The organism is Microcoleus sp. Pol7_A1 (genome assembly GCF_036701085.1).
GTDB classification, from domain to species: Bacteria; Cyanobacteriota; Cyanobacteriia; order Cyanobacteriales; family Microcoleaceae; genus Microcoleus; species Microcoleus asticus.
The window spans coordinates 37016-62223 of the sequence record NZ_JAUBQD010000022.1 but is presented as its reverse complement, the minus strand read 5'-3'; the positions used below and the strand labels follow the sequence as shown (position 1 = coordinate 62223).

Here is a 25208-nt window from a genome sequence, read left to right as displayed (position 1 = left end):
ATGTGAGGATAAATTTGATGAATAGTTGACGTGGGTTATCTGTTGTATGGGGGCGGGTTTAGTAATATTGTTAGTGAAAATTAGATATTATTCGTAAAACCCGCCCCTACAGATCCGATCAGCGTCTATCCGGGTTCATCTGCGGTTAAAAACCTGCAAATCTACTTACTAGCATAACCCGTACTTACCAAAAACTCCCGCAACTTCCCAAAGAATTGAGTGCGATCGCGCCCTTGATAAACCCTCTCCAACAATTGCCAACCTTCCGCCTCCTGGCCCATGACATACTTGCTCGCCATGAAGGCCGCCAAAACCCCCTTCACCTCCCCATTTTCACTCAGACGCTTGTTAGATTCCAGCCAAAGCTCAGCAGAATTCGTGTATACTTCCACCGGATACTGTTTGCTAACATCTTGCATTTTTCCGGCGCCGTACTGCCAAACTTGCAGCGGGAAGCGAGAATCAGCATAATTTGTAAAAGCCTCCGCAAATCGCCCGTCCTGACTCTTGAACTCTGGGATATCATTTTTGCCAAAATCGACAATTTCGTAACTCACATTGCCCCAAAAATGCTTGATATGAGTGTATTTGTTAGCGCCGGAATCGTAGCGGTAAATAAACGAATAATTGCAGCAGCGGACGCCGCTTTTGATTGACACTAAATCTGCTAGCACTTCCGGTTCCTTGTCGCCGTCCAAGTCGCGAATTCGCAGCGATAACAAACGTCCTTCTGATATTTCTTCGCTGGCTTTTTGGTCGGGATTATCTACTAGAGAACGAGTCGGAATCAGCACTGGTTCTTCCAATAAAGTTTTACCGTCGCGGATAATTTTGATGCTGAGATTTTTAGCATTTTCTGCTTCTTTTACGAAAGAAACTTCCGCCCGAACTTTCCCCGCTTCCGAGATTTCTGTTGTTCTCGGCGGGCCGATATTCGCCGGAACTTGGGCAATATATTGAGCAGGAACTAAGGCAGTTTGACCGGGTTTGGCGATCGCCTGACAGAGAAAAGTTGCTACTTCGGCGCGAGTAGCATTGCGCGTAGGTTCTAACTGTTTGACTGCCGGATAATTGACAACAAGTTGTTTTTCTGCGGCGGCGGCGATCGCATTTCTTGCGAGTTCGGGAATATCCCGCGCATCTTCAAACGTTGCATCCAAAATCTCAGCCGCCGACCCCGCAGGTGTATATTTCAAGCCGCTGCTTAAAGCTACCAAAACTTGCCAGCGGGGAATATTCAAAGTCGGGTTAAAAATACTCCCGCTGTATCCAGACATAAAACCTGTTTGATAAGCTTCTCGAATTGCTTTAAAACCCCAGTAATTTGTAGGAATATCTGCAAAGTCGATCGGATTGCGGACGGTTTTCGCATCGGGAAAAGCCCTCCGAACCATCGCCGCAAACTCAGCGCGGCTGACAGGGCGATTCGGGCGAAAACTGCCGTCTTCGTAGTAGCCGCTGATAATTTTTTTCTCTGCTAACTCCTCAATGCAAGCTTGCGCCCAATGGTCGTTAACATCCTTAAATTTGGCTTGAGCAAATGCCGGCGCTACATTCAGACCCGGAAACACTAAATTCCCGATGATTATCCCCAGGGCTACCACTAAAGCGATGATAGCTTGCCATCTGTGCGATCGAATCATAGAACAGACTCCTCTACTTACAAATTGGCGATCGAAACTTTTGGAAACTTTATATAATATCAAGTATCTTAACCCGATTTAATACCATTTATTAAAATTTTACCGGCGACTAAGGACACAGCACTGCCGTGTCCCTAATTTTTAGAGTTGGTATAATAAAGCTTACTTCGACTCTAAAGTCATCTCCATCGCCATTTTTGTTGTGATTGTTGATTCTTCTGAGCTGCCAGCATTTTTAGCACTCATTTCGCTATTTGAACTAATAGACACAGTAGAGCGAAAAGGAATTAATCTATCCAAGCGCCCTGTAAGTTTTCCCCGACCCTGAGAACTAAAAGATTTTAGCGTTAAGGTAGTTCCAGCAGGCAGTAGGGGAGAGGTAATATTTTGGGGGTTTGCTTGCTGCTCTATACTTACATTCATAGAGACAACTCCATCTTGCCAGCTATCCAATTCATAGGTAGCAATGTCATTCACATTCATGCCACTGAAATTAGAGGAAGAAGAAACGCGCCATTTGGCTCCTTTTCCGACTGCTTCTGCAGGCAGCGGTGAGGCTAGTTGTTCTAGAGATTTAGACATTTGTCCAACCATTTGTTTGAGGTTGTTGTCAGCTCCTTCGGGCAAAATAATGTCACCTCCTTTATGAAAACCGCGATTGTCCATGATGAAAGATCCTTTCACTCCGACCATGCTTTTGAGTGCGGAACGCATGGCATCTCGCGCGGCTGGCGGCATATTTCCAGTATCGCCCGCGATATCTGAGTTAGTATAAGCAAACTCGTAGTGAATATCGCCGTTGGGATCAATTTTAGTGACTTTTGTCTCGAAAGTCATCACCGATATTGGAATTTTACCCTCAGGCGAAGATTGACCGGATGCGGATATTTCCACATCCATTTTTACGGTCATAACACTTGTTTCTTTGACATCGATAGCTGGCTTCAAACGCAGTTCCTGTCGTGGTTCCACTCCCGGATTTAGCAGTTCCACTTGCGGGGTTTTCGAGTTGGGAGCAGGCGCGGATAGGCCAGGGGCTGGCTGCTGCACTACAAGTGGAGTTTCCGCACTGAGGGAAGCAGGAGAAAACTCGATCGCCCATCCGGCACTCGCCAAACAAAGAGATGTAATAAACAGTGTTTTTTTCATTAACTTAATTTCCTGTTATTTGAATGTTTGCCTGTTGCCACAGTCGATCCACCGTCACGAATTTGTAACCTTTATACAAAAGCAAGGGAATTATTTTTTCAGCCGAAGCTGCAACATCTTCGCCACCGCAATAGCCGTCGTGAAGTACAATAATTGAGCCGTTTTCAGTTTGCTGCACGACCCGACTAATAACTTTCCTAACCCCCGGTCGCACCCAATCTTCCGGGACGACACTCCACATTACGGGGCGATATTCCCACTGTTGCAATAACTCTAATGTTCGCGGCGTAAAAATGCCGTTGGGCGGCCGCACATCCCGGATCAATTCTGGGTCTAAATCGCAAGCTTTGGCAATTGCTTTTTGCGTGTCTTCTAAACTTTGTTTTAGTTCGTGAGTTTTGAGTTTCGCAAACGATATATGCTGGTAGCCGTGGAGGCCGATCCAGTGTCCGCGATCGCAAACTTCCTTAGCCGTTTCTGGATGCCTGTCAACGCAAAATCCCAGCCAGAAAAAACTAGCTTTGATGTCGTATTTATCTAAAACTTTTAACACTTGAGGTGTGTGCTGGCGGTGCGGGCCGTCGTCAAATGTGAGGGCAATTTCTCGGCTGTTGATATCTCCCGTCCACAGACATCTGGGAAAAGCAGATTTGAGGATGGGATGAACGACAGGAAACAGGGGTGCTAGTGGCATTGATTAACCTTGATAAATGCGATCGGGTAGAAATGAAGCTGCGTTACAATAGAATAAAGTTAACTCAATCTAGGTAAATATGACAACTGCCGTTGATATTGGAACGCTAATTGTCAGCACGCCGGGAACTTGCGGTGGCCGTCCACGAATTGCAGGAACTAGAATTACGGTAGAGAACATTGCTATTGATTTTAATGCTGGGCTGACTCCAGAACAAATAAGTGATGAAAAACCGCACTTGACTTTAGCACAAAGTTATGGTGCACTAGCCTACTATTATGCGAACAAAGGCAAAATTGACGCGGAGATAGCAGCAGAAAACGCTGAGTGGGAGCGCTTAGAGTCTGAATATACGACCAAACTTAAGCCGTTACAATAGAATATGATAGGAATAGTTAGGAGCTTATAGTAGAGCTAAATAACTGTTAGTAAAAGATGAGCGATTGCCCATTTTTAAAAAAATTAACTCTTTTGATAGAGCCTCACACGATCTCGGATAAATCTACCTCTATCTCCCGGTCGATGCGCTCGCCCTACAGTGTTTTCCTATACTTAAAAAAAGCACAACCAATCGACCAACGATAAAGGAGGAACAATGACAGAGGAATATTTAGCCGAACGAACAGTTTCAGCCGTATTTAAGGAAGAAGAACAATTAGACGGCGTAATTCGGCGCTTGCTCGATCGCGGAGTTTCCCGCGACCACATCTCAGTAATGGGAAAAAACTTTCAATCTAAAACTAAAATTGCCGGCTTTATTACTAAAAAAGATGTGATATTAGGCGGTCTGCGAAGCGGGGCGATTTTTGGTTCCTTATTCGGTTCTTTTTTGGGTTTGCTAACAGGCGTCGGCGTGCTGTTTATTCCCTTTGTCGGTGCAGTAGTATCGGCGGGCCCGCTGGGTGCTGCACTGTTGGGTGCAGCTAGCGGGGCGATCGCAGGTTCGGCCGGTGCGGGTCTAGTTTCGGCTTTAGTCGCTTTGGGAATGCCCGAAGACAAAGCAACAATCTATCAAACCCGCGTTGAAGCAGGCGAATTTCTCGTGATGGCAGAAGTTCCCGCAGATAAATCGGGCGAATTTCAACTCTTGCTAGAAAGTGCAGGTGGCGAAGAAGTTTCAGTTAGCGAGAAGACCCTGCCGCGCGCCGTTAAAGGTCGCTGCAATAGTCCGGCAGACTTGTCTCCAGAAGTGCGATCGCACCTGTCGGAAGCTGCTCAAAAAACCTTTATGGAATCATACAACGCCGCATTTGACGAAAGCAACGACTCGATACAAGCGGAACACACCGCTTGGAACACCATTCACCAGCAGTACGAAGAAGATGAAAACGGCGTTTGGACTAAGCCTTTAGCAAAAGTCTAGTCTTCCAATCGCAGCAAACTAATAAAAAATACAATCAAGCCTCTCGAACTGCGGTTCTGGAGGCTTTGACTATTTTAGATTTTAGATTTTAGATTTTAGATTTGTGCAAGACTTAATTAACTTTTAGATTGTAGAATTTTGAAAAACTAAATTTTTAATAATTTCGGAATTGCCGAAAGTCGCATTACTTTTTGAAAGTGGTATTGCACTAAGTTGCGTTGTCAAGTACAATCTATAGGCTTGCAATATAAAATTGAGTTAAGCAAATGCAAAAATACGTTTGTACAGTTTGCAATTACGTCTACGATCCAGAAGTAGGCGACCCCGACGGAGGCATAGCTCCCGGTACACCCTTTGAAGATATCCCCGACGATTGGGTTTGTCCGACTTGCGGGGCGGTAAAATCGGATTTTGAACCAGAATAAGCGAGAAAAAATTTGTCCGATCGAATGCTCAAAATTACAGTCATCGGCGGCGGTGCTGCTGGTTTTTTTAGTGCAATTACCTGTGCCAAAACCTACCCGCAGGCCCGCGTCACTTTATTAGAAGCTGGCCGGCAACTCCTGGCAAAAGTTCGCATCTCTGGCGGCGGGCGCTGCAACGTGACTCACGCTTGTTTTGACCCTGGTGTTTTAGTGCAGAATTACCCCAGAGGAGGGAAAGCTCTGCGCGGTGCTTTTACTCGATTTCAACCCCGCGATACTGTAGAATGGTTTGCAGGTCACGGTGTGAAGTTGAAAACAGAAGAAGACGGGCGAATGTTTCCGATCACCGACGATTCGGAGACAATTGTTAACTGTTTGATCCGGTCTGCTGAGGATGCAGGCGTAAAAATTCGCACCGGCGATGCAGTAGTTTCAGTAAAGAAATTAACGGGCAACACCGCAGAGGGCGAACAGGGGGACACCGCCCCTAGGTTTGAAATTGAGTTGAAGTCGGGGGAGAGTTTTAAGTGCGATCGCATTCTTCTCGCTACAGGCAGCAATCCTTCGGGTTTTAAGTGGGCAAAAGAGTTAGGTAATACTGTAGAACTGCCCGTTCCTTCTCTATTTACTTTTAATATTTCCGACAGCAGAATCAAAGATTTAGCCGGAATTTCTGTTCCTAATGCTAAGGTGAAATTGCCGGGAGCTAAATTAGAACAAAGCGGGCCTTTGCTAATTACTCACTGGGGTTTAAGCGGGCCTGCTGTACTCAAACTTTCGGCTTGGGGTGCGAGATTTTTGCACGATCGCCATTATAAAACATCTGTGCTGATTAATTGGCTTCCCCAGTACAATGCGGAAGTTTTGCGGCAGCAACTGCTAGCGGTTAAGTCGCAGTTGTCGCACCGATTGATTGTCTCTAGCTGTCCGTTTCCGGTGCCGCGCCGCCTCTGGGAACGTTTGACAAGTTCGATCGGCATTGATGAGCAAAAACGCTGGGCAGACTTATCTAACAAAACCCTCGATCGCCTCCTGCAAGAACTCGTTCAAGGCGAATATCAGGTTGCCGGAAAAGGCGCATTTAAAGAAGAATTCGTCACCTGCGGCGGTGTCAACCTCAAAGAAGTCGATTTTAAGACAATGGAAAGCCGCCGCTGTCCCGGACTTTTCTTTGCGGGCGAAATCTTGGATATCGACGGCGTAACGGGCGGTTTCAACTTCCAAAGTGCTTGGACTACGGCGTGGTTGGCCGGGAACGCGATCGGCAAACCATCCGATTTTAGATTTTAGATTTTAGATTTTAGATTGGGGAATATTTGCTGTGTAAAGGTTTAGGAGTTGCGATCGCGCGATCGGCTTGCCTGTATTAAATTTTGTGTTATTTTTGAATTAAGGCGCACTAAATGTGCGTTAAATTCTGCTTGCAGACAAAATTCGCAGTTTTGCGGAGTTAACATCGGGGAAGACAGATGAAAAACTTGAATCTACAAACCCTAAAGTTCGATCGCAACCTTCACAGCCATCTTGACTCACCTTTCATCGAAAAAAATGGCTTGCTGGAATTCAACCCCAAATTTATCAGTCCCGAATTTTTAACAGCCTGGACGTTTGAGACGCACCTGTACGGCGAACAAGTTGCGATCGACCACTTTGTCATCACATTTCCCACCCGAACCGAACTCGAAAACTACGCCGCATCTTTCCGCCCTTTCGGTGCCAAAACAGTCGAAGGCCCAGACTTATTCCCGATCAACTTTTGTGCGGAAAACATTAACGTTCCCTCGGATTTGTGGCTGCATTTAATGACCTTATTAATGCCAGCGGGCGGCTTAGTAGTATTAGATGCGCCCCACGCAGCCGGCGACCAAAAAAACCGCTTTCAGCAAGAAAGAGGATTAGCAGCAGTTCACCACGTTGCGATTCGAGTCGAAAACGTGCAGAATGCTGCTACAATATGGCAAAATAAAAACTTCAAACCCCTGTCCGATCGACCCTTAGATTACGGCTCATTAACCCAGTGGTTTCTGCAAAACCCCGCCGGACAAATTATCGAATTAATCGAGCGCCACCCCGGTAACAACGCCACTTTCGACTGCCAAAATATATCAGGTTTGCGCCTCAGTGAAGTCGCCAGTCAGTAGGACAGGCAAGATGCTTGCCCCACAATTAGCAATTACCCATTCCCCATGACAAAATAAAATATATGATCGCATTAAAAATCCCAAAAGTCACCATTCAACCCCCAACATTCAACTCAGTTGAAGAAGAACGCCGCCACCGCAAACAGCGTTTAGCCGCCGCATTCCGATTATTTGCCCGCTTCGGATTCAGCGAAGGAATTGCCGGACACATCACCGTCCGCGACCCCGAACACCTAGACCATTTCTGGGTCAATTCTTTTGGAATGCACTTTAGTTTAATTCGAGTCAGCGACCTAATTTTAGTCAACCACAAAGGCGAAGTTGTTGAAGGAAATAAACCCGTAAACGAAGCAGCTTTTGCCATTCATTCCCAAGTGCACAGCGCCCGCCCCGACGTAATCGCAGCAGCCCACGCTCATTCTCCCTACGGCAAAAGTTGGTCGAGTTTGGGCCGCCTGCTTGACCCGCTGACGCAAGATGCTTGTTCTTTTTATGAAGACCAAGCTTTATTTGACGATTACACCGGAGTTGTATTGGAAATCGAAGAAGCTAAACGCATCGCCAAAACTTTAGGTGAGAAAAAAGCTATTATTTTACAAAATCACGGACTGTTAACAGTAGGTCAAACAGTAGATGAAGCCGCTTGGTGGTTTATTTCAATGGAACGTTCTTGTCAAGCGCAGTTAATGGCCGAAGCAGCGGGAAAACCAATTCTCATCAAGCCAGAATGTGCGAGTTTGACACAGCAGCAAGTAGGGTCTCACCGCATGGGATGGTTTAGCTTTCAACCGCTTTATGACATGATTGTGCGCCGCGAACCCGACTTATTAGATTAGAAAATCGGCGGTTGAAACCGCTACTACACAAACACAGTCCGCCTGCGGCGAATAAAGAATAAAGGGGGTATTAAAGCCGGATTTAGTATCAGGAGTGCAAAAGTTATAAATTCATGCTGAAGCCGATTCCAACCAAGCTATCAAATCCTCTTGACTGGTAAAATCTAACAAAATTTCTCCTAAATCCTCTAATTGTTCGAGAGATAACTGCCGAATGCGAGTTTTAGTTTCTGGTGGGATTTCCCCAGTGCGCCGCGCGAGTAGACGGAGGATTAATGCTGTTTGCCCCTCAATTAGGCCTTCTTGGCGACCTTCTTGCATCCCCTTAATAACAGCACCCCGTTGGTCTTCAAAAAACATTTCCCGCTTTTCCAATTCCTCTAATTCCTTAAGGGTTAAATTAGTTCTGTTGGCGATGGAAAAAGCTTTTTGAATTTCTGGGATTGATGCAAATTTTTCCGGAATTTCATCCAATAGGGGAGCATTTTTAATAAAATAAATCCAGCTTTGAATTAGGTTCTCGATTTGTTCCAGTTCTTTGTTAAACTTGGGCAGTTCTACAAATACTAATTCGATTTCTCTGTTATAATACTCGAAGTTTTATTGGAGTTCTTTAAATACAAAATGGGTGAGAAATTTTTCTGTGTTTTCAAACAGAATAAAATCTGTGATTGTTAAAGCAATCAGAGGATTTAATTTAGAGTATCCTTCCCGGGGCCTGAGTTGATTTGCGTAGGTTTTGGCGGCATTATACACTACCCGTTTAGTAAAAGCTTCTACATTTATTACCTGCATTTCGATAATCACAGTTTTGTTGCCTGTAATTTTGGCTTTAACATCCAGGTAAGTGTCTTTTAATCCAGTAACGCTCGGCGCGGCGTAAGGGTCAATAATTTCTAAGTCTTCAATGGTTGGCTGCGCGTCATAGAGCATAGCATTGAGGAAGCTAATCAAAATGTCTTTGCTCTGGGGCGAAGCAAAGATTTTTTTGAATCCAAATTCTGTTTGAGCACTAATGAAAGGCATAATTGGTATTTGGAGCCTTTAAATCACAAAAGTCCTTCCATTTCTAAATCTTCAATAATCTGCAAACCGCGCGGGTCGCCAACTCGCAAAAGTGAAGATTTAGCATCTTCCCGCACGCCCATATCTTCATCTTCTTCTAAAGCTTCTATCAAACCGTCGATCGCCCCAGCGTACACTATATTATTCGGCAATTCGCGAGCCAGTTGCCCGATCGCCCAAGCGCAGTTGCTCCGCACAGCAGATACAGAATCTCCCCGCAGCGCTTCAATCAACGGCGGAATCGCAGCAATCACCACATAGTAACCAACTTTTGCCATTTGACCCAGAGAACTCGCCGCCCACAAACGCACCGCCGAAATATCAGTTTTCAGAGCATCAATTAAAGATGGCAAAGCGCGGTGGTCGCTGCAATTTCCCAGGGCCCAAACTACCCCTTTGCGAACGTAACCGTTCCAGTCGCGATTGAGCTGAAGAATCAGCGGTTCCACAGCATCGGGACTCGGATTTCGCCCCAACGCATAAGCCGCGCTTACCCGCACCAAGGGGCAACCGTCTCTCAACAAATTAATTAAATGCGAAATTGCTCGATCGTCCTGCAGTTCGCAAAAAGCCCGCGCCGCCATCATCCGGTGCTGAGGTTGCGGGGATTCCAGCAAAGGCAGCATTTCCTCGGGATCTGGCAGCGGGGGTTCGGATTCGTCAAATTGATCCAAAGGGCTTTCCAGTTCCGTGTCAGTATTAAGGGCGTTGGAGTAGTCGTTATTGTGCATAAAAAAACTTTACCGCACTGAGGATGCTCCTCAGCAACTCAGACAACGGTCAACAGCAACTAGGATAATACCAATAAAAGTATTCCGAGGGAGGAGTGAAGTCTTCATGTGGTTCATAGTGAGGACTTCAGTCCTTCATAAAGTTCGTAGTCAAGAGTTAAGTGCCCATAAACTCACGAAGTTTTCAGCTTCTTTATGTATCAGGACTCTTCGTCCTTACTACAAACAGTACCTTTTATTTTTCAAAGAGACTTGAGCATTGAGAGGGAATGACTTTGATAGCCTAATTTTTGATAGAGATTCAGAGCAGGCTGATTGCTCAGAAAGACTTGCAAACCAATTTGTCGATCGCCCCTTTCCCGCGCCCAATTTTCAGCATGAATAACTAAAGCTGCACCGACTCCTAAACGGCGATGTTCCGGTGCTACGTACAGCAAAAAAATGTGAGCGTAACGTTCTCCGGTGGTTTGGTCGATCGCATTTCCCAACCACAAACATCCGATAACTGATGTCAGATTTTGGACTTGAGATTGGGGATTGAGATACTGCGAGGGAAGCGCCGGCAAAATTTCTGCCTCTTCCTGGCTGTTTTTCTGGCACTCTACCCACCAAACCGGCGTCTGGTTAGAAAAATACTGCTCGACAGTTTGAGCCAAATGTCCCAATTCCCCATCCGGGTAAAGCTCTCGGTAAGTCCGGTGCATAAACTTTACCAGTTTTGCCCGATCGAGTCCAGATCCTGAGCGGATCTCGTAGCCCGGTATTAGTTGAGCAGACATCAGCTCACCGGACACGCAAAGCGGAATAATTTACCCCCAAGAAAATTGGATTCACTACTGCCGCTTGCTTTTGGGGGATCGCTTCCTCAATCGGTGCCGGGGCAGCCATGTCAGCCGGCAAAAAGATGCGAGCACTGACTGCTACCAGAGCCGCCAAAAATACTAATATCGCTATAAATGGAGCAATGTATTGACGAATGATAGCCATAACCGCAAAAACTTGATTCTTGAGTTGATATTATCAAGTATACCATACAAATCTTGTCAGCTATAATGGCTGCCATTGGACACTTAGCTCAAGCTTGAGCGATCGCAAATACCAACAAACACAAAATATAATATTATGAGTGCCTCGCCTGCTGTTTATGAAGCTCTGGCTAAGTCAATTGTTTTTTTAAATCAAAAACCGAACGCGCAAAATGAAGTTTCGCGTTTCCTAGATACTAATGGCTACTATATAGATCGCATATTCGACGACCGAGAAACTGGCTTTTATGCGATCGGCTTCGGTTCATCCAATCCCGAAAACCCGCCCGCCCTGGTATTTAAAGGTACAGATTTCATCGACGGCGACGCTATATTTTCCGACTCCCGAGACATTGGTTTACCTGAATTTGAAAAGAACAAAGATAGTATCAAAAACTGGCTCACAGAAATAGGTCAAAATACTGCTAAAAACCCCAGCAAGTTATTGCCAGATGTCATCGGTCACAGTTGGGGCGGAGCTGTCGCTCAAATTGTAGCGACCGAATACACCTCTATTACCGGCGATATCTTTACTTTCAACTCTCCGGGAGTGTCAGCGAGTACCTTCAACGCTTTTCGGAGAAATCTCAGCAGGGCAGGCAACCAAAATGTCACCCACTACATTGTCAGTGGAGATTTCGTCACCTTGTTTGGCGAAGCATTTATTCCGGGGAAAGTATTTATCCAAAGTTTTACAGACCCGAGTATTAATCCCTTAACTGTTTTGGCAAAACATCGAACTGAAAATTTGTTAACTACTCCGCCAGCGGGTTTTTTGCAGAGGCAAATTTCCGTAGAACAATTAAACAGTCCCGATTTTGCTTATAACAACGACTCAGATTTTAACGAGTTTATCGCTGCGATGAATTTGGCCCTGCCCAATGTGTCAGTAGCCATCAGAACCCGATCGGGTGCAGAGAGTTTGAGAACAGCACCAGAATTTTCTTTTGTGCAGTTAGTCAGACAAATGCAATACGGTTTAGCTCCCTTGCAACCAAATTATTTATCAGGGGACGATCGCAACAATACTGCTACCGGCGGCGCTGGAGAGGATACAATTATCGGCAACCGCGGTAACGATACTCTCAGAGGCAATCGAGGTAATGACAGCATCACCGGTGGTGATGGCGACGACTTCTTGTACGGCGGCAGAGATAATGATTATTTCGAGGGTGGCAACGGAAACGATTTGATTTCCGGCGAGTTTGGCAACGATTTTTTAATTGGCGGCGCGGGGCGCGATCGCTTTGTATTGGAATCCGGCGGCGGAGCAGATGTGATTTTAGATTTTCAAGATAGTGAAGATTTAATTACACTGTCGCGGGGTCTAACTTTTCCTCAAATTAGAGTAACCCAAGGTGGTGACGGAGCTTTAATTACTATCCCGGTTACTGGGGAAATTCTTGCTACTCTTAGAGGCGTAGTGGCAAGCGATCTTACGCGGGTAGATTTTGTATAGCTTTTGTGCGAGAAAAATTTGTACTTTTGGTGGCACGCAAGCGGAGCGAGTTATTGTTTTTTGTAACAAAAAATCTCTGCTAAATATTCTCCTACAAAGCCACGCAATATGACTAATTAATATTGTTAATAAACGGAGTTTACAGTAAACTTAATTAAGTAGCTTAAACACTAATTCCCAATCTAACGACAGGAAATAAAAAAATATGCCCTCCTCCCCCGCCACTTACGAAACTATAGCCAAGCAACTTGCTTACATAGATAACAGCTCCGAGTTTCAAACTTTAGTTCAAACTGGTTTGAGCGGTGCTGGCTACCAAATCGATCGCACGTTTGACGATCCCGGAACTGGATTTCACGCGATCGGCTTAATTTCCACCACCCCAGACAAACCGCCTGTTTTGGTATTTCGCGGCACCGACTCGCTCATAGACGATATTGCCAACGCAGACCCGCGCGGCACCGGTTTCAACCAATTTGAAGCCAACAAACAAGCATTAGGAAATTGGTTGACAGAAATCAGTCAAGATACAGCCAAAAACCCCAGCCGCTTGCCACCAGACCTTCTCGGACACAGCTTAGGCGGCGCCATAACGCAACTAGCCGCCACCGAATTTACCTCTACTATCGGAGATGTTGTCACCTTCAATTCTCCCGGAGTCGATCAGAACACCGTCAATACATTTAAGCAGAAAGCCGGGGCAGGAAAGAATGTAACTCACTACATAGTTAGCGGCGATTTTGTTAGTTTGGGAGGAGAAGCTTTTCTCCCCGGAAAAGTAATTCTTCAAACATTTACTAACCCGATTATCAACCCGCTACTTGTCTTGGACAAGCACACCCAAAACGGTTTGTTAACTGCTCCTCCTCCCGGCTTAACTCAGGCCGAAATCTCTGTAGACCAGTTGAACCGCCCTGATTTCACTTTCACAGATTCCGATTATTTAGAGCTGTTAGCTGGCTTAGACTTTGCACTGCCCGCCTTGGCAACATCGCTGGAATCGCGCAGCAGTTTAGAACAATTAAGAACCGCTCCGGGAAGCTCCTTTTTAGCAAACGTTTTGGCAATGCAAACGGCTCTCGCTCCATCCCAAATTAATAATTTAGTAGGCGACGATGCCAACAATACAGCCTCAGGTTTTGCAGGGGACGATATTCTCATTGGCAATGGGGGAAACGACACTCTCACGGGCAGCAAAGACAACGATATTATCAGCGGTGGCGTCGGCAACGACCAGCTATTCGGTGGCAAAGGGGATGACAATTTGAGCGGTGGAGAAGGAAACGATACGCTGATTGGAGGAAAGGGTGCGGATCTCTTAATTAGTGGCGCTGGACGCGACGTATTGGTGTTAGGAGTTGGCGCCGGTACAGATACATTTATAGACTTTCAAAAGGGTCAAGATTTAATCGGTTTGAGCGGAGGTTTGACGTTCAACCAACTGAAAGTTACTCCAGGCGATTTTATAACGACGATTGAAGTGGCCAGTAACGGCGAAGTTCTTGCCAGTATTACTGGCATTCCAAGTAGTCCGCTAACAGCTAGTGATTTTATTGCGATTTAGTTGGCGGCTGGCAATAAAGATATTCGGTAGGGACACAACATTGTTGTGTCCTTATTTTATCTTCTGAACGCAAGCACACAGAATTTATACTAATTCGACGATTAAAAACATCAATATTCCTCCAGGGGCGGGTTCACCGACATCTCAAAAAAGTAGTGCAGAAATTGGTAAACCCGCCCCGCCCGGATCTGATAATTATAGCGACCGGACTTGAAATTAATCGAAATCGTCCAGTCCAGGCCTGGGCATAGCTGCTAATTTTTTCTCATCTTCTAGGGGCAGAAAGAAAATCGTCAGCATACCGGGAATCACAGCCAGCGCGCTCATCAAAAAATAATTTTGATAGCCGAGATTCGCCTGCAAGTAGCCGCTAAAAACGCCCGGAATCAGCACTCCTGCGGCCATAAAAGCCGTTGTAATTGCATAGTGAGATGCTTCGTATTCAGGGCGGACAGTCCGCATCAAGAACACTGTATAGGCAGCTACGCCAAGTCCGTAAGTAAATTGCTCGATCGAATTTACAGCATAAGCCCATTCAATCCCCGGCTGATTGATTGCCAACAGCCAATACAGCACGTTAGTTGAATTTTGCAGAATTGCCGTCGGCCACATCCATTTTTTCAATCCTTGTTTTGCAATCAAATAGCCGCCCAGCAACCCTCCTATTAACAGAAATATTACCCCGATCGTACCCGATAACAGACCCATGTCCGATGTAGAAACTGCTAATCCTCCTTTCTCCACTTTATCCATTAAAAATGGCGGAGCCATTTTAAACGTCAAGGCATCGCCTAACCTAAAAATTAAGACATAAGTAACAATCCAACCAATTTTATCTTGCTGAAAATATGTTTTAAATGCTTCGATAAAGCTTGTTGTTTGTTGGGGGGTGTCGGATTCCAGAGCGTAATTTCGAGGATAGGGAAGATACCACCGCTGAAAGAGATATATCAGCACAAACATAATCGCACAAATGCCAAAAGCGGTCGCCCATCCGTAGTTAAGCGCAGACACGCTAAAACCCGAACCGAAAAGTGACAGCGGAATGTCTTGATATATTTTGGTGTCGCCTGTATTTCCGGTGACTAAATGCTGTTCGGCCAGTTTCCCGGCTAAGAACACCAATACACCGCTACCGGCAATGACAGCACCTCTATAAGCCGTGTTGCGAACCCCGACAAACAAGGCTTGCTGGTCTTTATTGAGAGTGTTTAAATAAAATCCGTCAATGGCGATGTCGTGAGTAGCTGACACAAAGGCGATCGCCGTAAAGATAACAAGCGATATAATAATCGGTGCCGGCGTTAATACGCCAAAAGCTAAGAAAGCAAACAGAAAAGCACAAATGATTTCGGTTGCTAAAATCCATTTGCGTTTGGTGGAATACAAATCAACAACTGGGCCCCACAAACCTTTTAAAACCCAAGGAAAAGACAACAGACTTGTCAATCCGATGAGTTCGTTGCTAGTTCCCATACCTTTCAAAAAAATCACCGACATTAAATTAACGACGGTGTAAGGCAGACCTTGAGCGAAGTATAATACTGATACCCACAATCCAGCGTTATGCTTTTTTTCCATTGCAGAAATATTTTACCTAGTTACTTATTTGATTTACGGAGTGCGATCGACAATTCCGGTCAATTAAACCGCTTGCATCACAGTATATGTCATTCCGATGCCAGCGGCAGCCATATAAACAGTGTATTTTAGCATCATTCTGGCTCACAAATATTTTCATTTTTGGAAGAAGCCTGCAAAAATTTTTCTCACTTAAAATGAACGAGGTAAGCCCGAACATTCTTGTTCCAGTCAGAAGAGTCATAAGTTCGCAGCAGTTCCAAAGCACTTTCTTCTATCTGATATGCCGTTTTTGGACTATTCACCGGACGTTCCGGACTGTCAGGATTAACAACAATTAAACCTGCATCTAGAAACTGATGCACCGTTTGGCGGCGCACAGCTTCCCGCGTATTTGGCTTATACTTTTTACCGTACTCCTCCTCCATAAATTCCATAATTGGTGTGATTCCCCGAAGTGGAGATTTTGCCAATTCCCAAGCATCCTTTGGCTTGAGATCCAGCAAAGCCAGAAGGGTTAAGGCGGAACGTTCGTTAAACTGACCTTTTGGAAAACCCAGCGCTGCAAGTATTTCTAGAGATTCATCAATACGGTTCTTGATTGTGATTGGGCTATTTTCTAACGGATTGGTCGCGTTAAGCAGTTGTCTCTCGACAAGTCGATCAATCTCCCGCTGTGTAGGAAATATTTCTCCTATTTGTGCGCCAAGTAAAAGTAATTGCTCTACATTAGGATACTTCAAATTGCGTAAATCCGTAGCATTAACTTGAGTATGTCCGTTGAACAGTCGGAAAAACGCATCTACCAAACTCGAATTTAGATAAACGGCCAATCCCTGCGCCAGGGTAAGGTCTAATCCGCGTCCCTGTTGGTGAAAGTAATTCAAATGATTCTCAAAACCAACGCTAGAACTATTAATTTTATTGGCATCCCAGACAACTGCAACAATTCGCTTTTTCTCTTCCTTTGACGAGAAGCGCTTGCTCAAAACATAATGTTCGTTAGGTACGAGGAGTGCAGCAGTTTTTTCCGTGACAGCTAAAGCTTGATGCTTGCTCGTTGCTGTGGGATATTCAACACCGCCAGCCGAGAAGTGTGCGGGATAAATCAGCGGAACTGTACCGTTCTCAGGTTTTAGCCGCAAGTCAGAGCGAACACGAAAATCTACAACTTTTCCGGTAGAAACTGTTAAGCCTAATTCCTCTAGGGTGGAAGTAAATTGAGCTATTTGCTCGACTACTTTCTGGCTGAGAGAATCCGGTAAAATCCGAATAAATTGCTCGGAATCTTTGGGATTAATTAGGGCGGTATAGGGCAGTTGGTGAGACAAAACCAGGTCGTCGCCCGCGCTGCTGCTTGAGGTAATTAGTACAATATCTGGCTGTTCTATTTGTTTGGTGGCGCGCACAATGATAGTTTCTTGCAGCACCGCATCATCGCGAAAGGGCAACTGTCGGGATTCAAAGATGTGTACTTGGCGCAAAGCCATCATTTGAAGGTATACTTTGCGGAAATCTCGAAAGTATAAACCGTTGCAAAAGCTGCGGGGAGTAATCGACACTAATTCACCGTTTGGTTTGAGCAGGTGAGCGGCAGCAACTGTGAAGCCAGCGTAGAGATTGCTGGTTTCTACTCCTATAGAACGCAGCAAGGTTCTGGCTTGGGATTTAGCGTCTATCTTGGCATAGGGAGGATTGATAATTGCATGGGTAAATTCCCGTTTTACTGGTTGTGTAAATAGATTGGGCTGCAACATATCGGCGCTGTCTTGAATAAAATCTATTTCGCGAACCTCACAGGTAAAAGATATCTCAAAATGCTCACATTCAATACTGCATAATTCTAAAGTTTGCTTGAGGTATTCAATCAAAATAGAGTCAATTTCATAAGCTGTAACGTGCAGGCTGTGCGGTTTGTTTGGGCGCTGACAAAGTTCGCAAACAACGGCTGCTAACAGCGAACCAATACCAGCACCGGCATCTAACAGGGATATATCGGGACAGTTAAATTCAAACATTCCCGCCATCAAACTTGCGACTGAGGAAGGTGTTAAAAATTGTCCTTTTTCTCCTCTCTGGCTTTGCTGCAACTTTCGGGTTGCTTCTTGGCGCCAGCCATCCACTAGATCGAGTAAATTGCTTGCAGTTGAGTAGCTGTTACCCGGAAGGGCTAGCGTTTGAAAGTGCGGTACTATCATTTGTTCAAAAAGTGCGATCGCCAGTTTAGTGTATTTTCGCCCAAAATTCCACCGATGTGCAAAAATGTCAAGCGCACTAGAAAATATATAACTTATCCAAAAGTATGTTGACTGTTCATATAGCTAGATCGGGAGGTAGCTAACGATGACACAAACTAAAACCAAGCGTTATGATTTTACTTAAATATCTAGGTCTAAATCATGACAACTATCAACTGGAACGAAGTTTTAGATAGTATTTCAGAGAATGCAGAAGAGCCAGAAGTCGAAGATAGATTTGTCAAACGCCTTCTAAATGCACTTGGATTCAGCTCTGATGAGTGGGTACAACAGTTTAAAACAGGGAAGGGTCCTGCTGATTTTGCTGCTCGCAAGAATCACGATGAGGATAAATTTTCAGTTGCTAAGATTAACCCATACTTAATCATTGAAGTTAAAGGGAGAGTATCAGGAAATGCCATCATTAACTTAGCAGAAGGTACTCCCGCGTACAAAAAAGCTAAAGAACAGATAACAGGTTATCTTCTTGCTCCTAAGTGCCAAACATCTCAATGGGGTATGATCACTAACTCAACAGATATCCAGCTATTCCGCAAACATGGTAAAATCGTATTGCCGGCTACTGACTGCATGAGGATAACCAAAGATAATATTATTGAGATTATTACTAAAATTAAAAACTTGCTGGAAAACGCACCCAAAGCTTTAACAATTTGCATCTATAATGATAAGGGAGGCGTGGGAAAAACTACAACGACAATCAACTTGGCTGCGATTCTTCGACAACAGCACAAAAAAGTGCTTGTTGTTGACTTCGATCCACAACAAGGAGATTTAACCGATTCATTGGGCTTACAGGAGGCAAAAGTTAAATTATCTCAGTGCCTGGTTGATGAAGCATTAAATGTTAAAGAAACTCTTCAAGCATTTAATCTGAAGGATAAAGCAGGTCTATTAGTTAAGGTATTTGATGTCATCCCATCTGATTCAGGATTATCGAAGTTCATGGCTTATGATTATGAAGCACAAATTGAGAAAGGTTCAGCAAGGCTGCGAGATTTGCTTGAGACTTTTGTTCGTAATTATGATTACATCTTAATTGATGCACCTACGAACTGGACTTTTTTTAGTAAAAGCTCTGTGATAGCTTCCGATGTAATCCTCATGCCAACAGAACACAATAACTTTTCATCTTTAAAAAATGCTGCTAAAGTGATTAAAGTATTCTTACCTGAAGTTAAGAAGCTTAGGAAGGACGGTGGCCCTATTGCCTTGCCGATATTTTTCAATAAACATAAAGAAACAGAGGCTTCAATCAAAAGAGCAAATGCAGAAATTAAAGCCATTCTTACACTTAAGAAAGGAGAGAGTTATATTCTCGATTCTAATTTGTTACCCTATTATTGGCCTAAATCTACAAAAACGGTGATTGACCCAACTATATTCAGTGTTCCAGAATATGAAGTTGTTTCTACTGCAGCTTTTTCTCGAAAACCAGCGGTTTTTCTACACAAAAAAGCCGCTGAATATTACTTAAAATTAGCGAAGGAGTATTTTTTGTATGAGTAATTCTGAGAACATCGGTAAGTTAATTAACTTGAAGTTATCTAAAATTGAGTCAGCAGAACCCTGCTCTGAGTCAGAGTTTATCATTGCCGGAGCCGCCGAAGCCGTCTTGCAAGCAGGTAATCGCAATTGGATTCCGATTATCGTTAAAGAAACAGGCGAGTCTCAGTATCAAGTGGTGAGCAATCACTTTGTCTATGCTGTAGCTCAACAAGCCAAATTAGATTTAGTATGGTGTATTGTCATTGACCCAAAACCATCAAATATTGAACAAGCGAAGATTCTAGCGCGAGAAGCAAATCCCCAAGTCAATCTGAGTACAGCATCAAAAGATACTATTATAGCTGTACTTAAATACTTAGTTAAAGAGCATAATTGGAAGAATGTAAAACCCGTTGAAACGGCAAATAAAATTGTAGATTCTAACCGCGAGCAATGGTCAGATTTCACCCCCCTGACTAAGTTACAATGTGGTTTGACTAAGGCGAGATTAGATTTTATTGCTAAAGTATTTTCTATATCACCGCCACCGCCGCCGCCTCCTCCTCCTCAAGCAGTCAGCGTGAAACGTGCATCTAGAGATGAAATTTTTGACCGTCTCAACTATTTATCAACTAATAAAATAGGAGGCTTTGAAACTATCGATCCTGAAAAAACAGCCGATGCTATCTTCACCGCGAATAAAGGCAAGTGGAAAACCCTCAGTCCAATTTCCAAACTTGAATGCGGCATTGATACAGCCAAAATGAAAATCATTAAAACCCTATTTAGCCTGTAAAACAATGTTAAGTGGTGTAGCGGATTCAATTTACTGGCTCAACCGCTATATTGAAATATCGGAAAATATCGCCCATTTTGCCGAGGTCAATTTTAATCTCATTCTCGACTCTCCCAGCGGTATTACTCAACTATTTACTGATCTGCCCACTTAATGTACCATTGTGCGAAAATGTCAAGCGGACGCTCAAACCAAAAGTCCGTAAAGGACTGTTAAACGCTCTCTCACACATTTCTGATGCGAAATACCAAAACATTCTTTTTGTCAAGCTTGTTCCTGATTGGCTTAACAATTAGTTTTCTGCTGACTCCTGGTTGGTTCTCCAACTTCCCATCCCGGGCGACCGCAACTATGCCCCCACAAACCCAAACCGCCGAATTTCGCGCCTTCTGGGTGGACGCCTTCAACCCCGGCTTCAAAACCCCTCAAGAAGTCACAAAATTGATCGCAGACGCGCAGCGGGCAAATGCCAACGCGATCGTCGCCCAAGTCCGCCGCCGTGGCGATGCTTTTTACACCAGTGCGATCGAACCCCGCACCCTCGATCCCAACGTTCCGGCCGGTTTCGATCCCCTGCAAGATTTGATTGACAAAGCCCACGCCGCAGGCATTGAAGTACACGCTTGGATGGTGACGCTGCCGGTGGTTTCGGGCACCAAACTTCCCGCCGGTCACGTTTGGCAACAACACGGGCCTTCAGCCCCCGGCAGCGACAATTGGGCGATGCTGACTTACGGTGGGGAAGCCCAAGGCTATCTCGATCCCGGCCATCCAGACGCCGTAGATTATACTGTTTCCGTCTATTTGGACTTGCTCAAGCGCTACGATGTGGACGGCGTACAGTTGGATTATGTGCGCTACGGTGGGCCGACTTGGGGCTACAATCCGACTGCGATCGCCCGTTTCAATCAGCAAACAGGTCGATCGGGCCAACCCGCACCCACCGATCCCGCGTGGATGCAGTGGCGGCGCGAACAGGTGACAAATTTAGTGCGGAAGCTTTATGTAGAAAGCCTTGCGATTAAACCGCGTGTTAAAATTACTGCCGCCACGATCGCCTGGGGAGACGGCCCAACAAACGATGCAGGGTGGTATCAAACGCAGCCTTACAAAGAAGTATTGCAAGATTGGCGCGCTTGGCTGGAAGAAGGGATCGTAGACATGGCGATGCCGATGACTTACCAGCGCGAGTACAAACGATCGCAAAAACTCGCTTACGACAACTGGATCGAGTACGCCAAAGACCACCAGTACAACCGCCAAATTGCGATCGGCCCCGGCAATTACCTCAACTACATCGAAGACACTCTAGGCCAGATTCGTCGCGCCGAACATCCGTCTGCGAAAGGAAATCACGTCGCAGGTACGGTGCTCTATTCCTACGCTAGCAGCAACGTGTACACGAATGTGGAACTGCGATCGGGCGGTAGCGGTGATTTGCCCCGCCAGCCTTGGAAATACGTTCCCCAAAGCAACGATTTGTTTTACACCGCGCTGTCGCAGCCGAGTCAATACGTTGATGCTGCGACGGGCAAAACCTATGAAACTCAGCCTGTGTGGGCGACAACCGCAGCCGTTCCCGATATGCCTTGGAAGTCGCGGCCGACTACAGGTGCGATCGCCGGAAATTTGCAGCAGTGCGAGCGAACTTGCGACGGTGCCAGCTTGACATTGCAGTCGATCGATGCTGCTGGCGCGGTTCGTCAACTGCGCGCCGATGGTAAAGGATGGTTTGGGGCGATCGAGCTTTCTCCGGGAACTTATCAGTTGAAAGTTGACGGTAGTCAAATTCAACAAACTGTTAATGTTCTCGCAGGTGAAGTCACAAAAGTGAATTTCGGAGCCTCTTAATATCTTTTTAGGGTGCGCCGAGGTGCGCTATTGCGATCGACTTACAGCGTATCCCGGGTTTATAGAACCCATTTAGGATCTTTTTGTTGTCTCACAAGCCTTTGAGGTATCTAGGTTGTATCTGGTTTGATGCCTGTTAGCTTAAAGTCCTGACTCTGGTATTAAATCCTCTGGTAAAACGATCCCCTCAAAACCATATAGTTCGCTCAAGAAGATACCAAATGGGTTCTATAAAGTTTCTAAGATTTCTGACTTAGGGAATCTTACTTTTGCGAGTGAAGCATACTTATCTGCTTCAGAGCGATAGCCAGCCGCACAAGCTACAACGGTAGTAAAGCCTTTGGCAGAAAGACCCAACAGGCGATCGTAATTGACAGGTTCAATTCCTTCCATTGGACAGGTGTCAACACCAAGCAATGCAGCACTGGTCATAAAGTTGCCCAGTGCAATATAAGTTTGGCGGGTTGACCAGTCATTGATATTAAAACTGCGGCCACCCTCAACCAAGTCACTGACGATTAGACTCCGATATCCTGCCATTGCCTCTACCGTCCCGCCCCGCAGCTCGACAGTGCGAGCTATAAAGCGATCGACATCCTCGGCACTGAGATTCTTTTTAATCGCGAACACGACATAATGAGAGCAATCAGTAACCTGTGACTGATTCCAGGAGAGGGGTTTGAGCTGTTCTTTAAGTTCCGAGCTGGTAATAATCAGAAATTTCCAAGGTTGAAGCCCATAAGAAGATGGTGTTAACACTAACGCATCTTCTAAAGCTGTCCAGATTTCTGGAGCAATTGTTTTGGCTGGATCGAACTGTTTGGTGGCATATCGCCATTTGAGATTTTCGAGTAAGTCTGTCGTAGTAATGTGATTCATTTCTTTTACTTAAGAGATTGCTATTAATCATGGTTGAAACGGATAATTACAGGCTGGCTGCAAATAATCCTGGTTCAAATGAAATGATAACGGAAGCGGTCTGCAAAAAGTAGCGAGCAGGTCGATTTTATCCCCCGACAGACTAATTTTTAGCTACTTCCTAATCGCTTTCCAGAATGCTTGCGAGCAAAGCTTGCTGAGCATGCATCCGATTTTCTGCCTGATCCCAAACGCGCGATTGACTGCCTTCAATCACTGCATCGGTAATCTCTTCATCCCGGTGTGCGGGCAAACAGTGCAATACAATTGCATTCTTATCTGCTAACTTCAGCAATTGTTCATTTACCTGATAGGGTTCAAACAAAGGAATCCTGATTTTTGCTTCCTCTTCCTGTCCCATACTCGCCCAAACATCAGTATAAATCACTTGAGAATTTTTAGCAGCAGCTTCCGCATCAGCAGTTACAGTAACTTCTGTTTTTCCCTGAGCAATTGCCTTAGCTTTTTCCACAATCTCAATATTCGGACCGAAATCTTCAGGACAAGCAATTCTGACATTTATCCCGGTCATTGCACAGCCCAACATCAGCGAATTTGCCATGTTGTTACCGTCGCCAAAATAAGTCAGGGTCAATCCTTCTAGCTTGCCAAAACACTCTTTTACTGTCATTAAATCCGCCAGGACTTGACATGGGTGTTCGTCATCTGTCAGCGCATTAATCACAGGAATTTTTGCATAATTGGCAAAAGTTGCTAAGTCCTTTTGCTCGAAAGTCCGAATCGCCAAAATGTCTAAATATCTGTCTAAAACTCTGGCTGTATCTACCAAAGGTTCACCGCGGCTGACTTGTGTAACGTTGGGATTGAGGTCAATTACTTGCCCTCCCAATTTATACATTGCTACCGTAAAACTTACCCGGGTTCGCGTAGAAGCTTTGGAAAATAACAAGCCGAGAACTTTATTGCGTTTCAGCTTGACCATTCCCGATTTTAAACTGGTTGCTAGATCCAGCAAATAATTTAATTCGTCAATGCTTAAATCTGCCAGACTTAATAAATCTCGCCCTTTTAAGGAATCCATGCTTTCCCCCACACACAAATTTTTAACTTTGTCTTAAATCTTAGCCCGCAGAGGCAGGTTTTGTTTCTCTAATCCCTAGTTGACATCTGCGGGTAAGGTTTATGCGGGCAATTGCTCGATCGCGCGATCGATCGAATCGCAACCTTGTTCAACCGTTTCTACCACAGCCAACAGGCCCCGCAATTCCCCAGCGCCGGGGAAACCCTTAGCATACCAGGTTAAGTGCTTGCGCGCTTGGCAGACACCGCTTTCACCTTTATATTCCCACAAAGCCCGCAAATGTTCTTTAGCACATTCGAGACGTTCAATTGGTGTCGGAGGTATCTTTTCTTGACCAGTTTTCAAGAAATAATCAACCTCTCCCACTAAAAAAGGATAGCCCAAAGTTCCCCGCGAACACATCACTCCATCAGCGCCGGTTTCTTCCAGACATCGCATCGCTGCTTCCACTGAAAAAATATCCCCGTTAGCAATAACTGGAATCGATAAAACTTCTTTCACTCGGCGAATCCACTCCCATTTTGCCGGGCCTGTGTAACCTTGCGATCGAGTGCGGCCGTGTACAGTAATCATTTTTGCTCCCGCATCTTCCATCCGCTTGGCAAATTCCAAAATATTAATTTCTTTGTCAGTCCAACCGATCCTAGTTTTAACCGTGACAGGAACATCTACCGCTTCCACAACAGCCCGCACAATTGCCTCGGCCGTTTCCGGGTCTCGCAGCAGGGAAGAACCGCCGCCGTTTTTAGTAATTTTGTTAACCGGACACCCCATATTAATATCAACAGTATCCGCTCCTTCTGCCACAGCTTTCTGGGCCGCTTCTGCCAAGAAATCCGGGCGGCAGTCAAACAATTGAATGCTAATCGGGCGCTCGTTCGGGTCAACTTCCATAATTCTCGGCAGTTGCTTCACGTAGTGCAAACCCGTAGCGTTCACCATTTCCGTGTACATCATCGAATCCGGCGCGTAGCGCCGCACCAGGCGGCGAAATACCAAATCGGTAACGCCGGATAAGGGCGATTGCAGGACGCGACTTTTAACTTCAAAATCGCCGATTTTGAGCGGAGTTGCTAACCTTTCTTTTAATTCGGGAGATAGAGCAAGCATAGTCGATCGCACTTAAATTATAATATCTGTATATTATACTACACTTCAGATTGTTGACAGTTGTTAACT

22 protein-coding genes and 2 pseudogenes are annotated in these 25208 nt (G+C 45.2%); 12 read left to right on the top strand and 12 right to left on the bottom strand.

The genetic code is table 11. The features are described 5' to 3' along the window. Positions 1–161: 161 nt before the first annotated feature. From QUA20_RS14705 to QUA20_RS14695, 3 genes are all read right to left on the bottom strand, one after another. Positions 162–1643: an S-layer homology domain-containing protein gene (locus QUA20_RS14705; protein ID WP_333189538.1), complete on the bottom strand. Its 1482-nt coding sequence runs from the start codon at positions 1641–1643 to the stop codon at positions 162–164. A 162-nt stretch (positions 1644–1805) separates the two neighbouring features. Next, on the bottom strand, positions 1806–2792 hold the full coding sequence (locus QUA20_RS14700) for a DUF6263 family protein (protein ID WP_333189537.1): 987 nt from the start codon (positions 2790–2792) through the stop codon (positions 1806–1808). Between the two features lie 4 nt (positions 2793–2796). Then, on the bottom strand, positions 2797–3486 hold the full coding sequence (locus tag QUA20_RS14695; RefSeq protein WP_333189536.1) for a polysaccharide deacetylase family protein: 690 nt from the start codon (positions 3484–3486) through the stop codon (positions 2797–2799). Positions 3487–3565: 79 nt separating this feature from the next. Between QUA20_RS14695 and QUA20_RS14690 the strand changes: the two genes are divergently transcribed. From QUA20_RS14690 to QUA20_RS14665, 6 genes are all read left to right on the top strand, one after another. Beyond that, positions 3566–3865, top strand: a complete 300-nt coding sequence (locus QUA20_RS14690; RefSeq protein ID WP_333189535.1) for a DUF433 domain-containing protein — start codon at positions 3566–3568, stop codon at positions 3863–3865. 216 nt (positions 3866–4081) lie between these two features. Beyond that, the gene (locus QUA20_RS14685; RefSeq protein ID WP_333189534.1) at positions 4082–4849 is read left to right on the top strand and encodes a ChaB family protein; all 768 of its coding nucleotides are present in this window, start codon (positions 4082–4084) and stop codon (positions 4847–4849) included. 266 nt (positions 4850–5115) lie between these two features. Then, positions 5116–5274 (top strand): rubredoxin, encoded by a 159-nt coding sequence (gene rd, locus QUA20_RS14680; protein WP_172186041.1) that lies wholly within the window; start codon positions 5116–5118, stop codon positions 5272–5274. Between the two features lie 24 nt (positions 5275–5298). After that, the gene (locus tag QUA20_RS14675) at positions 5299–6564 is read left to right on the top strand and encodes an NAD(P)/FAD-dependent oxidoreductase (RefSeq protein ID WP_333189533.1); all 1266 of its coding nucleotides are present in this window, start codon (positions 5299–5301) and stop codon (positions 6562–6564) included. A 179-nt stretch (positions 6565–6743) separates the two neighbouring features. Next, the gene (locus QUA20_RS14670; protein ID WP_333189532.1) at positions 6744–7415 is read left to right on the top strand and encodes a hypothetical protein; all 672 of its coding nucleotides are present in this window, start codon (positions 6744–6746) and stop codon (positions 7413–7415) included. Between the two features lie 62 nt (positions 7416–7477). Continuing rightward, a complete protein-coding gene (locus QUA20_RS14665; RefSeq protein WP_333189531.1) occupies positions 7478–8251 on the top strand; it encodes a class II aldolase/adducin family protein in 774 nt (257 codons plus the stop codon). Positions 8252–8362: 111 nt separating this feature from the next. Here the strand turns inward: QUA20_RS14665 and QUA20_RS14655 are convergent. From QUA20_RS14655 to QUA20_RS14640, 4 genes and pseudogenes are all read right to left on the bottom strand, one after another. Further along, positions 8363–9277: pseudogene (locus QUA20_RS14655) on the bottom strand (Rpn family recombination-promoting nuclease/putative transposase). A 23-nt stretch (positions 9278–9300) separates the two neighbouring features. Next, a complete protein-coding gene (locus tag QUA20_RS14650; RefSeq protein WP_333189530.1) occupies positions 9301–10047 on the bottom strand; it encodes a HEAT repeat domain-containing protein in 747 nt (248 codons plus the stop codon). Between the two features lie 242 nt (positions 10048–10289). Then, positions 10290–10826, bottom strand: coding sequence for a GNAT family N-acetyltransferase (locus QUA20_RS14645; RefSeq protein ID WP_333189529.1), 537 nt, complete (start codon positions 10824–10826; stop codon positions 10290–10292). A gap of 4 nt (positions 10827–10830) precedes the next feature. Then, positions 10831–11034, bottom strand: coding sequence for a hypothetical protein (locus QUA20_RS14640; protein WP_172185756.1), 204 nt, complete (start codon positions 11032–11034; stop codon positions 10831–10833). A gap of 135 nt (positions 11035–11169) precedes the next feature. Between QUA20_RS14640 and QUA20_RS14635 the strand changes: the two genes are divergently transcribed. Both QUA20_RS14635 and QUA20_RS14630 read left to right on the top strand, forming a co-directional pair. Then, the gene (locus QUA20_RS14635) at positions 11170–12531 is read left to right on the top strand and encodes a calcium-binding protein (protein WP_333189528.1); all 1362 of its coding nucleotides are present in this window, start codon (positions 11170–11172) and stop codon (positions 12529–12531) included. 205 nt (positions 12532–12736) lie between these two features. Continuing rightward, positions 12737–14095, top strand: coding sequence for a calcium-binding protein (locus tag QUA20_RS14630; protein ID WP_333189527.1), 1359 nt, complete (start codon positions 12737–12739; stop codon positions 14093–14095). A 216-nt stretch (positions 14096–14311) separates the two neighbouring features. Here QUA20_RS14630 and QUA20_RS14625 read toward each other — a convergent pair whose 3' ends face one another. Continuing rightward, positions 14312–15676, bottom strand: coding sequence for an MFS transporter (locus QUA20_RS14625; protein ID WP_333189526.1), 1365 nt, complete (start codon positions 15674–15676; stop codon positions 14312–14314). A gap of 188 nt (positions 15677–15864) precedes the next feature. After that, positions 15865–17874, bottom strand: coding sequence for an Eco57I restriction-modification methylase domain-containing protein (locus QUA20_RS14620; protein WP_333189525.1), 2010 nt, complete (start codon positions 17872–17874; stop codon positions 15865–15867). Positions 17875–18075: 201 nt separating this feature from the next. Here QUA20_RS14620 and QUA20_RS14615 point away from each other — a divergent pair, with 201 nt between their 5' ends. From QUA20_RS14615 to QUA20_RS14600, 4 genes and pseudogenes are all read left to right on the top strand, one after another. Next, a complete protein-coding gene (locus tag QUA20_RS14615) occupies positions 18076–19443 on the top strand; it encodes an AAA family ATPase (RefSeq protein WP_333189524.1) in 1368 nt (455 codons plus the stop codon). Further along, a complete protein-coding gene (locus QUA20_RS14610) occupies positions 19436–20218 on the top strand; it encodes a hypothetical protein (protein ID WP_333189523.1) in 783 nt (260 codons plus the stop codon). Before QUA20_RS14615 ends, QUA20_RS14610 begins: the two co-directional genes overlap by 8 nt. Positions 20219–20222: 4 nt before the next feature. Continuing rightward, positions 20223–20363: pseudogene (locus QUA20_RS14605) on the top strand (alpha-E domain-containing protein); the annotation flags it as partial. 206 nt (positions 20364–20569) lie between these two features. Next, positions 20570–22069, top strand: a complete 1500-nt coding sequence (locus QUA20_RS14600; protein WP_333189522.1) for a family 10 glycosylhydrolase — start codon at positions 20570–20572, stop codon at positions 22067–22069. Between the two features lie 228 nt (positions 22070–22297). Here QUA20_RS14600 and QUA20_RS14595 read toward each other — a convergent pair whose 3' ends face one another. The 3 genes from QUA20_RS14595 to dusB all read right to left on the bottom strand — a co-directional run bounded on the left by QUA20_RS14595 (position 22298) and on the right by dusB (position 25139). After that, entirely contained in the window at positions 22298–22948 is a 651-nt protein-coding gene (locus QUA20_RS14595; RefSeq protein WP_333189521.1) for an NAD(P)H-dependent oxidoreductase, read from the bottom strand. Positions 22949–23108: 160 nt separating this feature from the next. After that, positions 23109–24029 (bottom strand): ornithine carbamoyltransferase, encoded by a 921-nt coding sequence (gene argF, locus QUA20_RS14590; RefSeq protein WP_333189520.1) that lies wholly within the window; start codon positions 24027–24029, stop codon positions 23109–23111. A gap of 99 nt (positions 24030–24128) precedes the next feature. Continuing rightward, a complete protein-coding gene (dusB, locus tag QUA20_RS14585) occupies positions 24129–25139 on the bottom strand; it encodes a tRNA dihydrouridine synthase DusB (protein WP_333189519.1) in 1011 nt (336 codons plus the stop codon). Between the last annotated feature and the right edge of the window lie 69 nt (positions 25140–25208).

Bases quoted from the DNA above. Each gene is read 5' to 3' on its own strand.
- QUA20_RS14695 (WP_333189536.1), bottom strand. From the start codon at position 3,486: ATGCCACTAGCACCCCTGTTTCCTGTCGTTCATCCCATCCTCAAATCT.
- QUA20_RS14675 (WP_333189533.1), top strand. From the start codon at position 5,299: ATGCTCAAAATTACAGTCATCGGCGGCGGTGCTGCTGGTTTTTTTAGT.
- QUA20_RS14650 (WP_333189530.1), bottom strand. From the start codon at position 10,047: ATGCACAATAACGACTACTCCAACGCCCTTAATACTGACACGGAACTG.
- QUA20_RS14685 (WP_333189534.1), top strand. From the start codon at position 4,082: ATGACAGAGGAATATTTAGCCGAACGAACAGTTTCAGCCGTATTTAAG.
- QUA20_RS14625 (WP_333189526.1), bottom strand. From the start codon at position 15,676: ATGGAAAAAAAGCATAACGCTGGATTGTGGGTATCAGTATTATACTTC.
- QUA20_RS14595 (WP_333189521.1), bottom strand. From the start codon at position 22,948: ATGAATCACATTACTACGACAGACTTACTCGAAAATCTCAAATGGCGA.
- QUA20_RS14690 (WP_333189535.1), top strand. From the start codon at position 3,566: ATGACAACTGCCGTTGATATTGGAACGCTAATTGTCAGCACGCCGGGA.
- QUA20_RS14610 (WP_333189523.1), top strand. From the start codon at position 19,436: ATGAGTAATTCTGAGAACATCGGTAAGTTAATTAACTTGAAGTTATCT.
- rd (WP_172186041.1), top strand. From the start codon at position 5,116: ATGCAAAAATACGTTTGTACAGTTTGCAATTACGTCTACGATCCAGAA.
- QUA20_RS14620 (WP_333189525.1), bottom strand. From the start codon at position 17,874: ATGATAGTACCGCACTTTCAAACGCTAGCCCTTCCGGGTAACAGCTAC.
- argF (WP_333189520.1), bottom strand. From the start codon at position 24,029: ATGGATTCCTTAAAAGGGCGAGATTTATTAAGTCTGGCAGATTTAAGC.
- QUA20_RS14630 (WP_333189527.1), top strand. From the start codon at position 12,737: ATGCCCTCCTCCCCCGCCACTTACGAAACTATAGCCAAGCAACTTGCT.
- dusB (WP_333189519.1), bottom strand. From the start codon at position 25,139: ATGCTTGCTCTATCTCCCGAATTAAAAGAAAGGTTAGCAACTCCGCTC.
- QUA20_RS14665 (WP_333189531.1), top strand. From the start codon at position 7,478: ATGATCGCATTAAAAATCCCAAAAGTCACCATTCAACCCCCAACATTC.
- QUA20_RS14700 (WP_333189537.1), bottom strand. From the start codon at position 2,792: ATGAAAAAAACACTGTTTATTACATCTCTTTGTTTGGCGAGTGCCGGA.
- QUA20_RS14705 (WP_333189538.1), bottom strand. From the start codon at position 1,643: ATGATTCGATCGCACAGATGGCAAGCTATCATCGCTTTAGTGGTAGCC.
- QUA20_RS14645 (WP_333189529.1), bottom strand. From the start codon at position 10,826: ATGTCTGCTCAACTAATACCGGGCTACGAGATCCGCTCAGGATCTGGA.
- QUA20_RS14640 (WP_172185756.1), bottom strand. From the start codon at position 11,034: ATGGCTATCATTCGTCAATACATTGCTCCATTTATAGCGATATTAGTA.
- QUA20_RS14670 (WP_333189532.1), top strand. From the start codon at position 6,744: ATGAAAAACTTGAATCTACAAACCCTAAAGTTCGATCGCAACCTTCAC.
- QUA20_RS14615 (WP_333189524.1), top strand. From the start codon at position 18,076: ATGACAACTATCAACTGGAACGAAGTTTTAGATAGTATTTCAGAGAAT.
- QUA20_RS14635 (WP_333189528.1), top strand. From the start codon at position 11,170: ATGAGTGCCTCGCCTGCTGTTTATGAAGCTCTGGCTAAGTCAATTGTT.
- QUA20_RS14600 (WP_333189522.1), top strand. From the start codon at position 20,570: ATGCCCCCACAAACCCAAACCGCCGAATTTCGCGCCTTCTGGGTGGAC.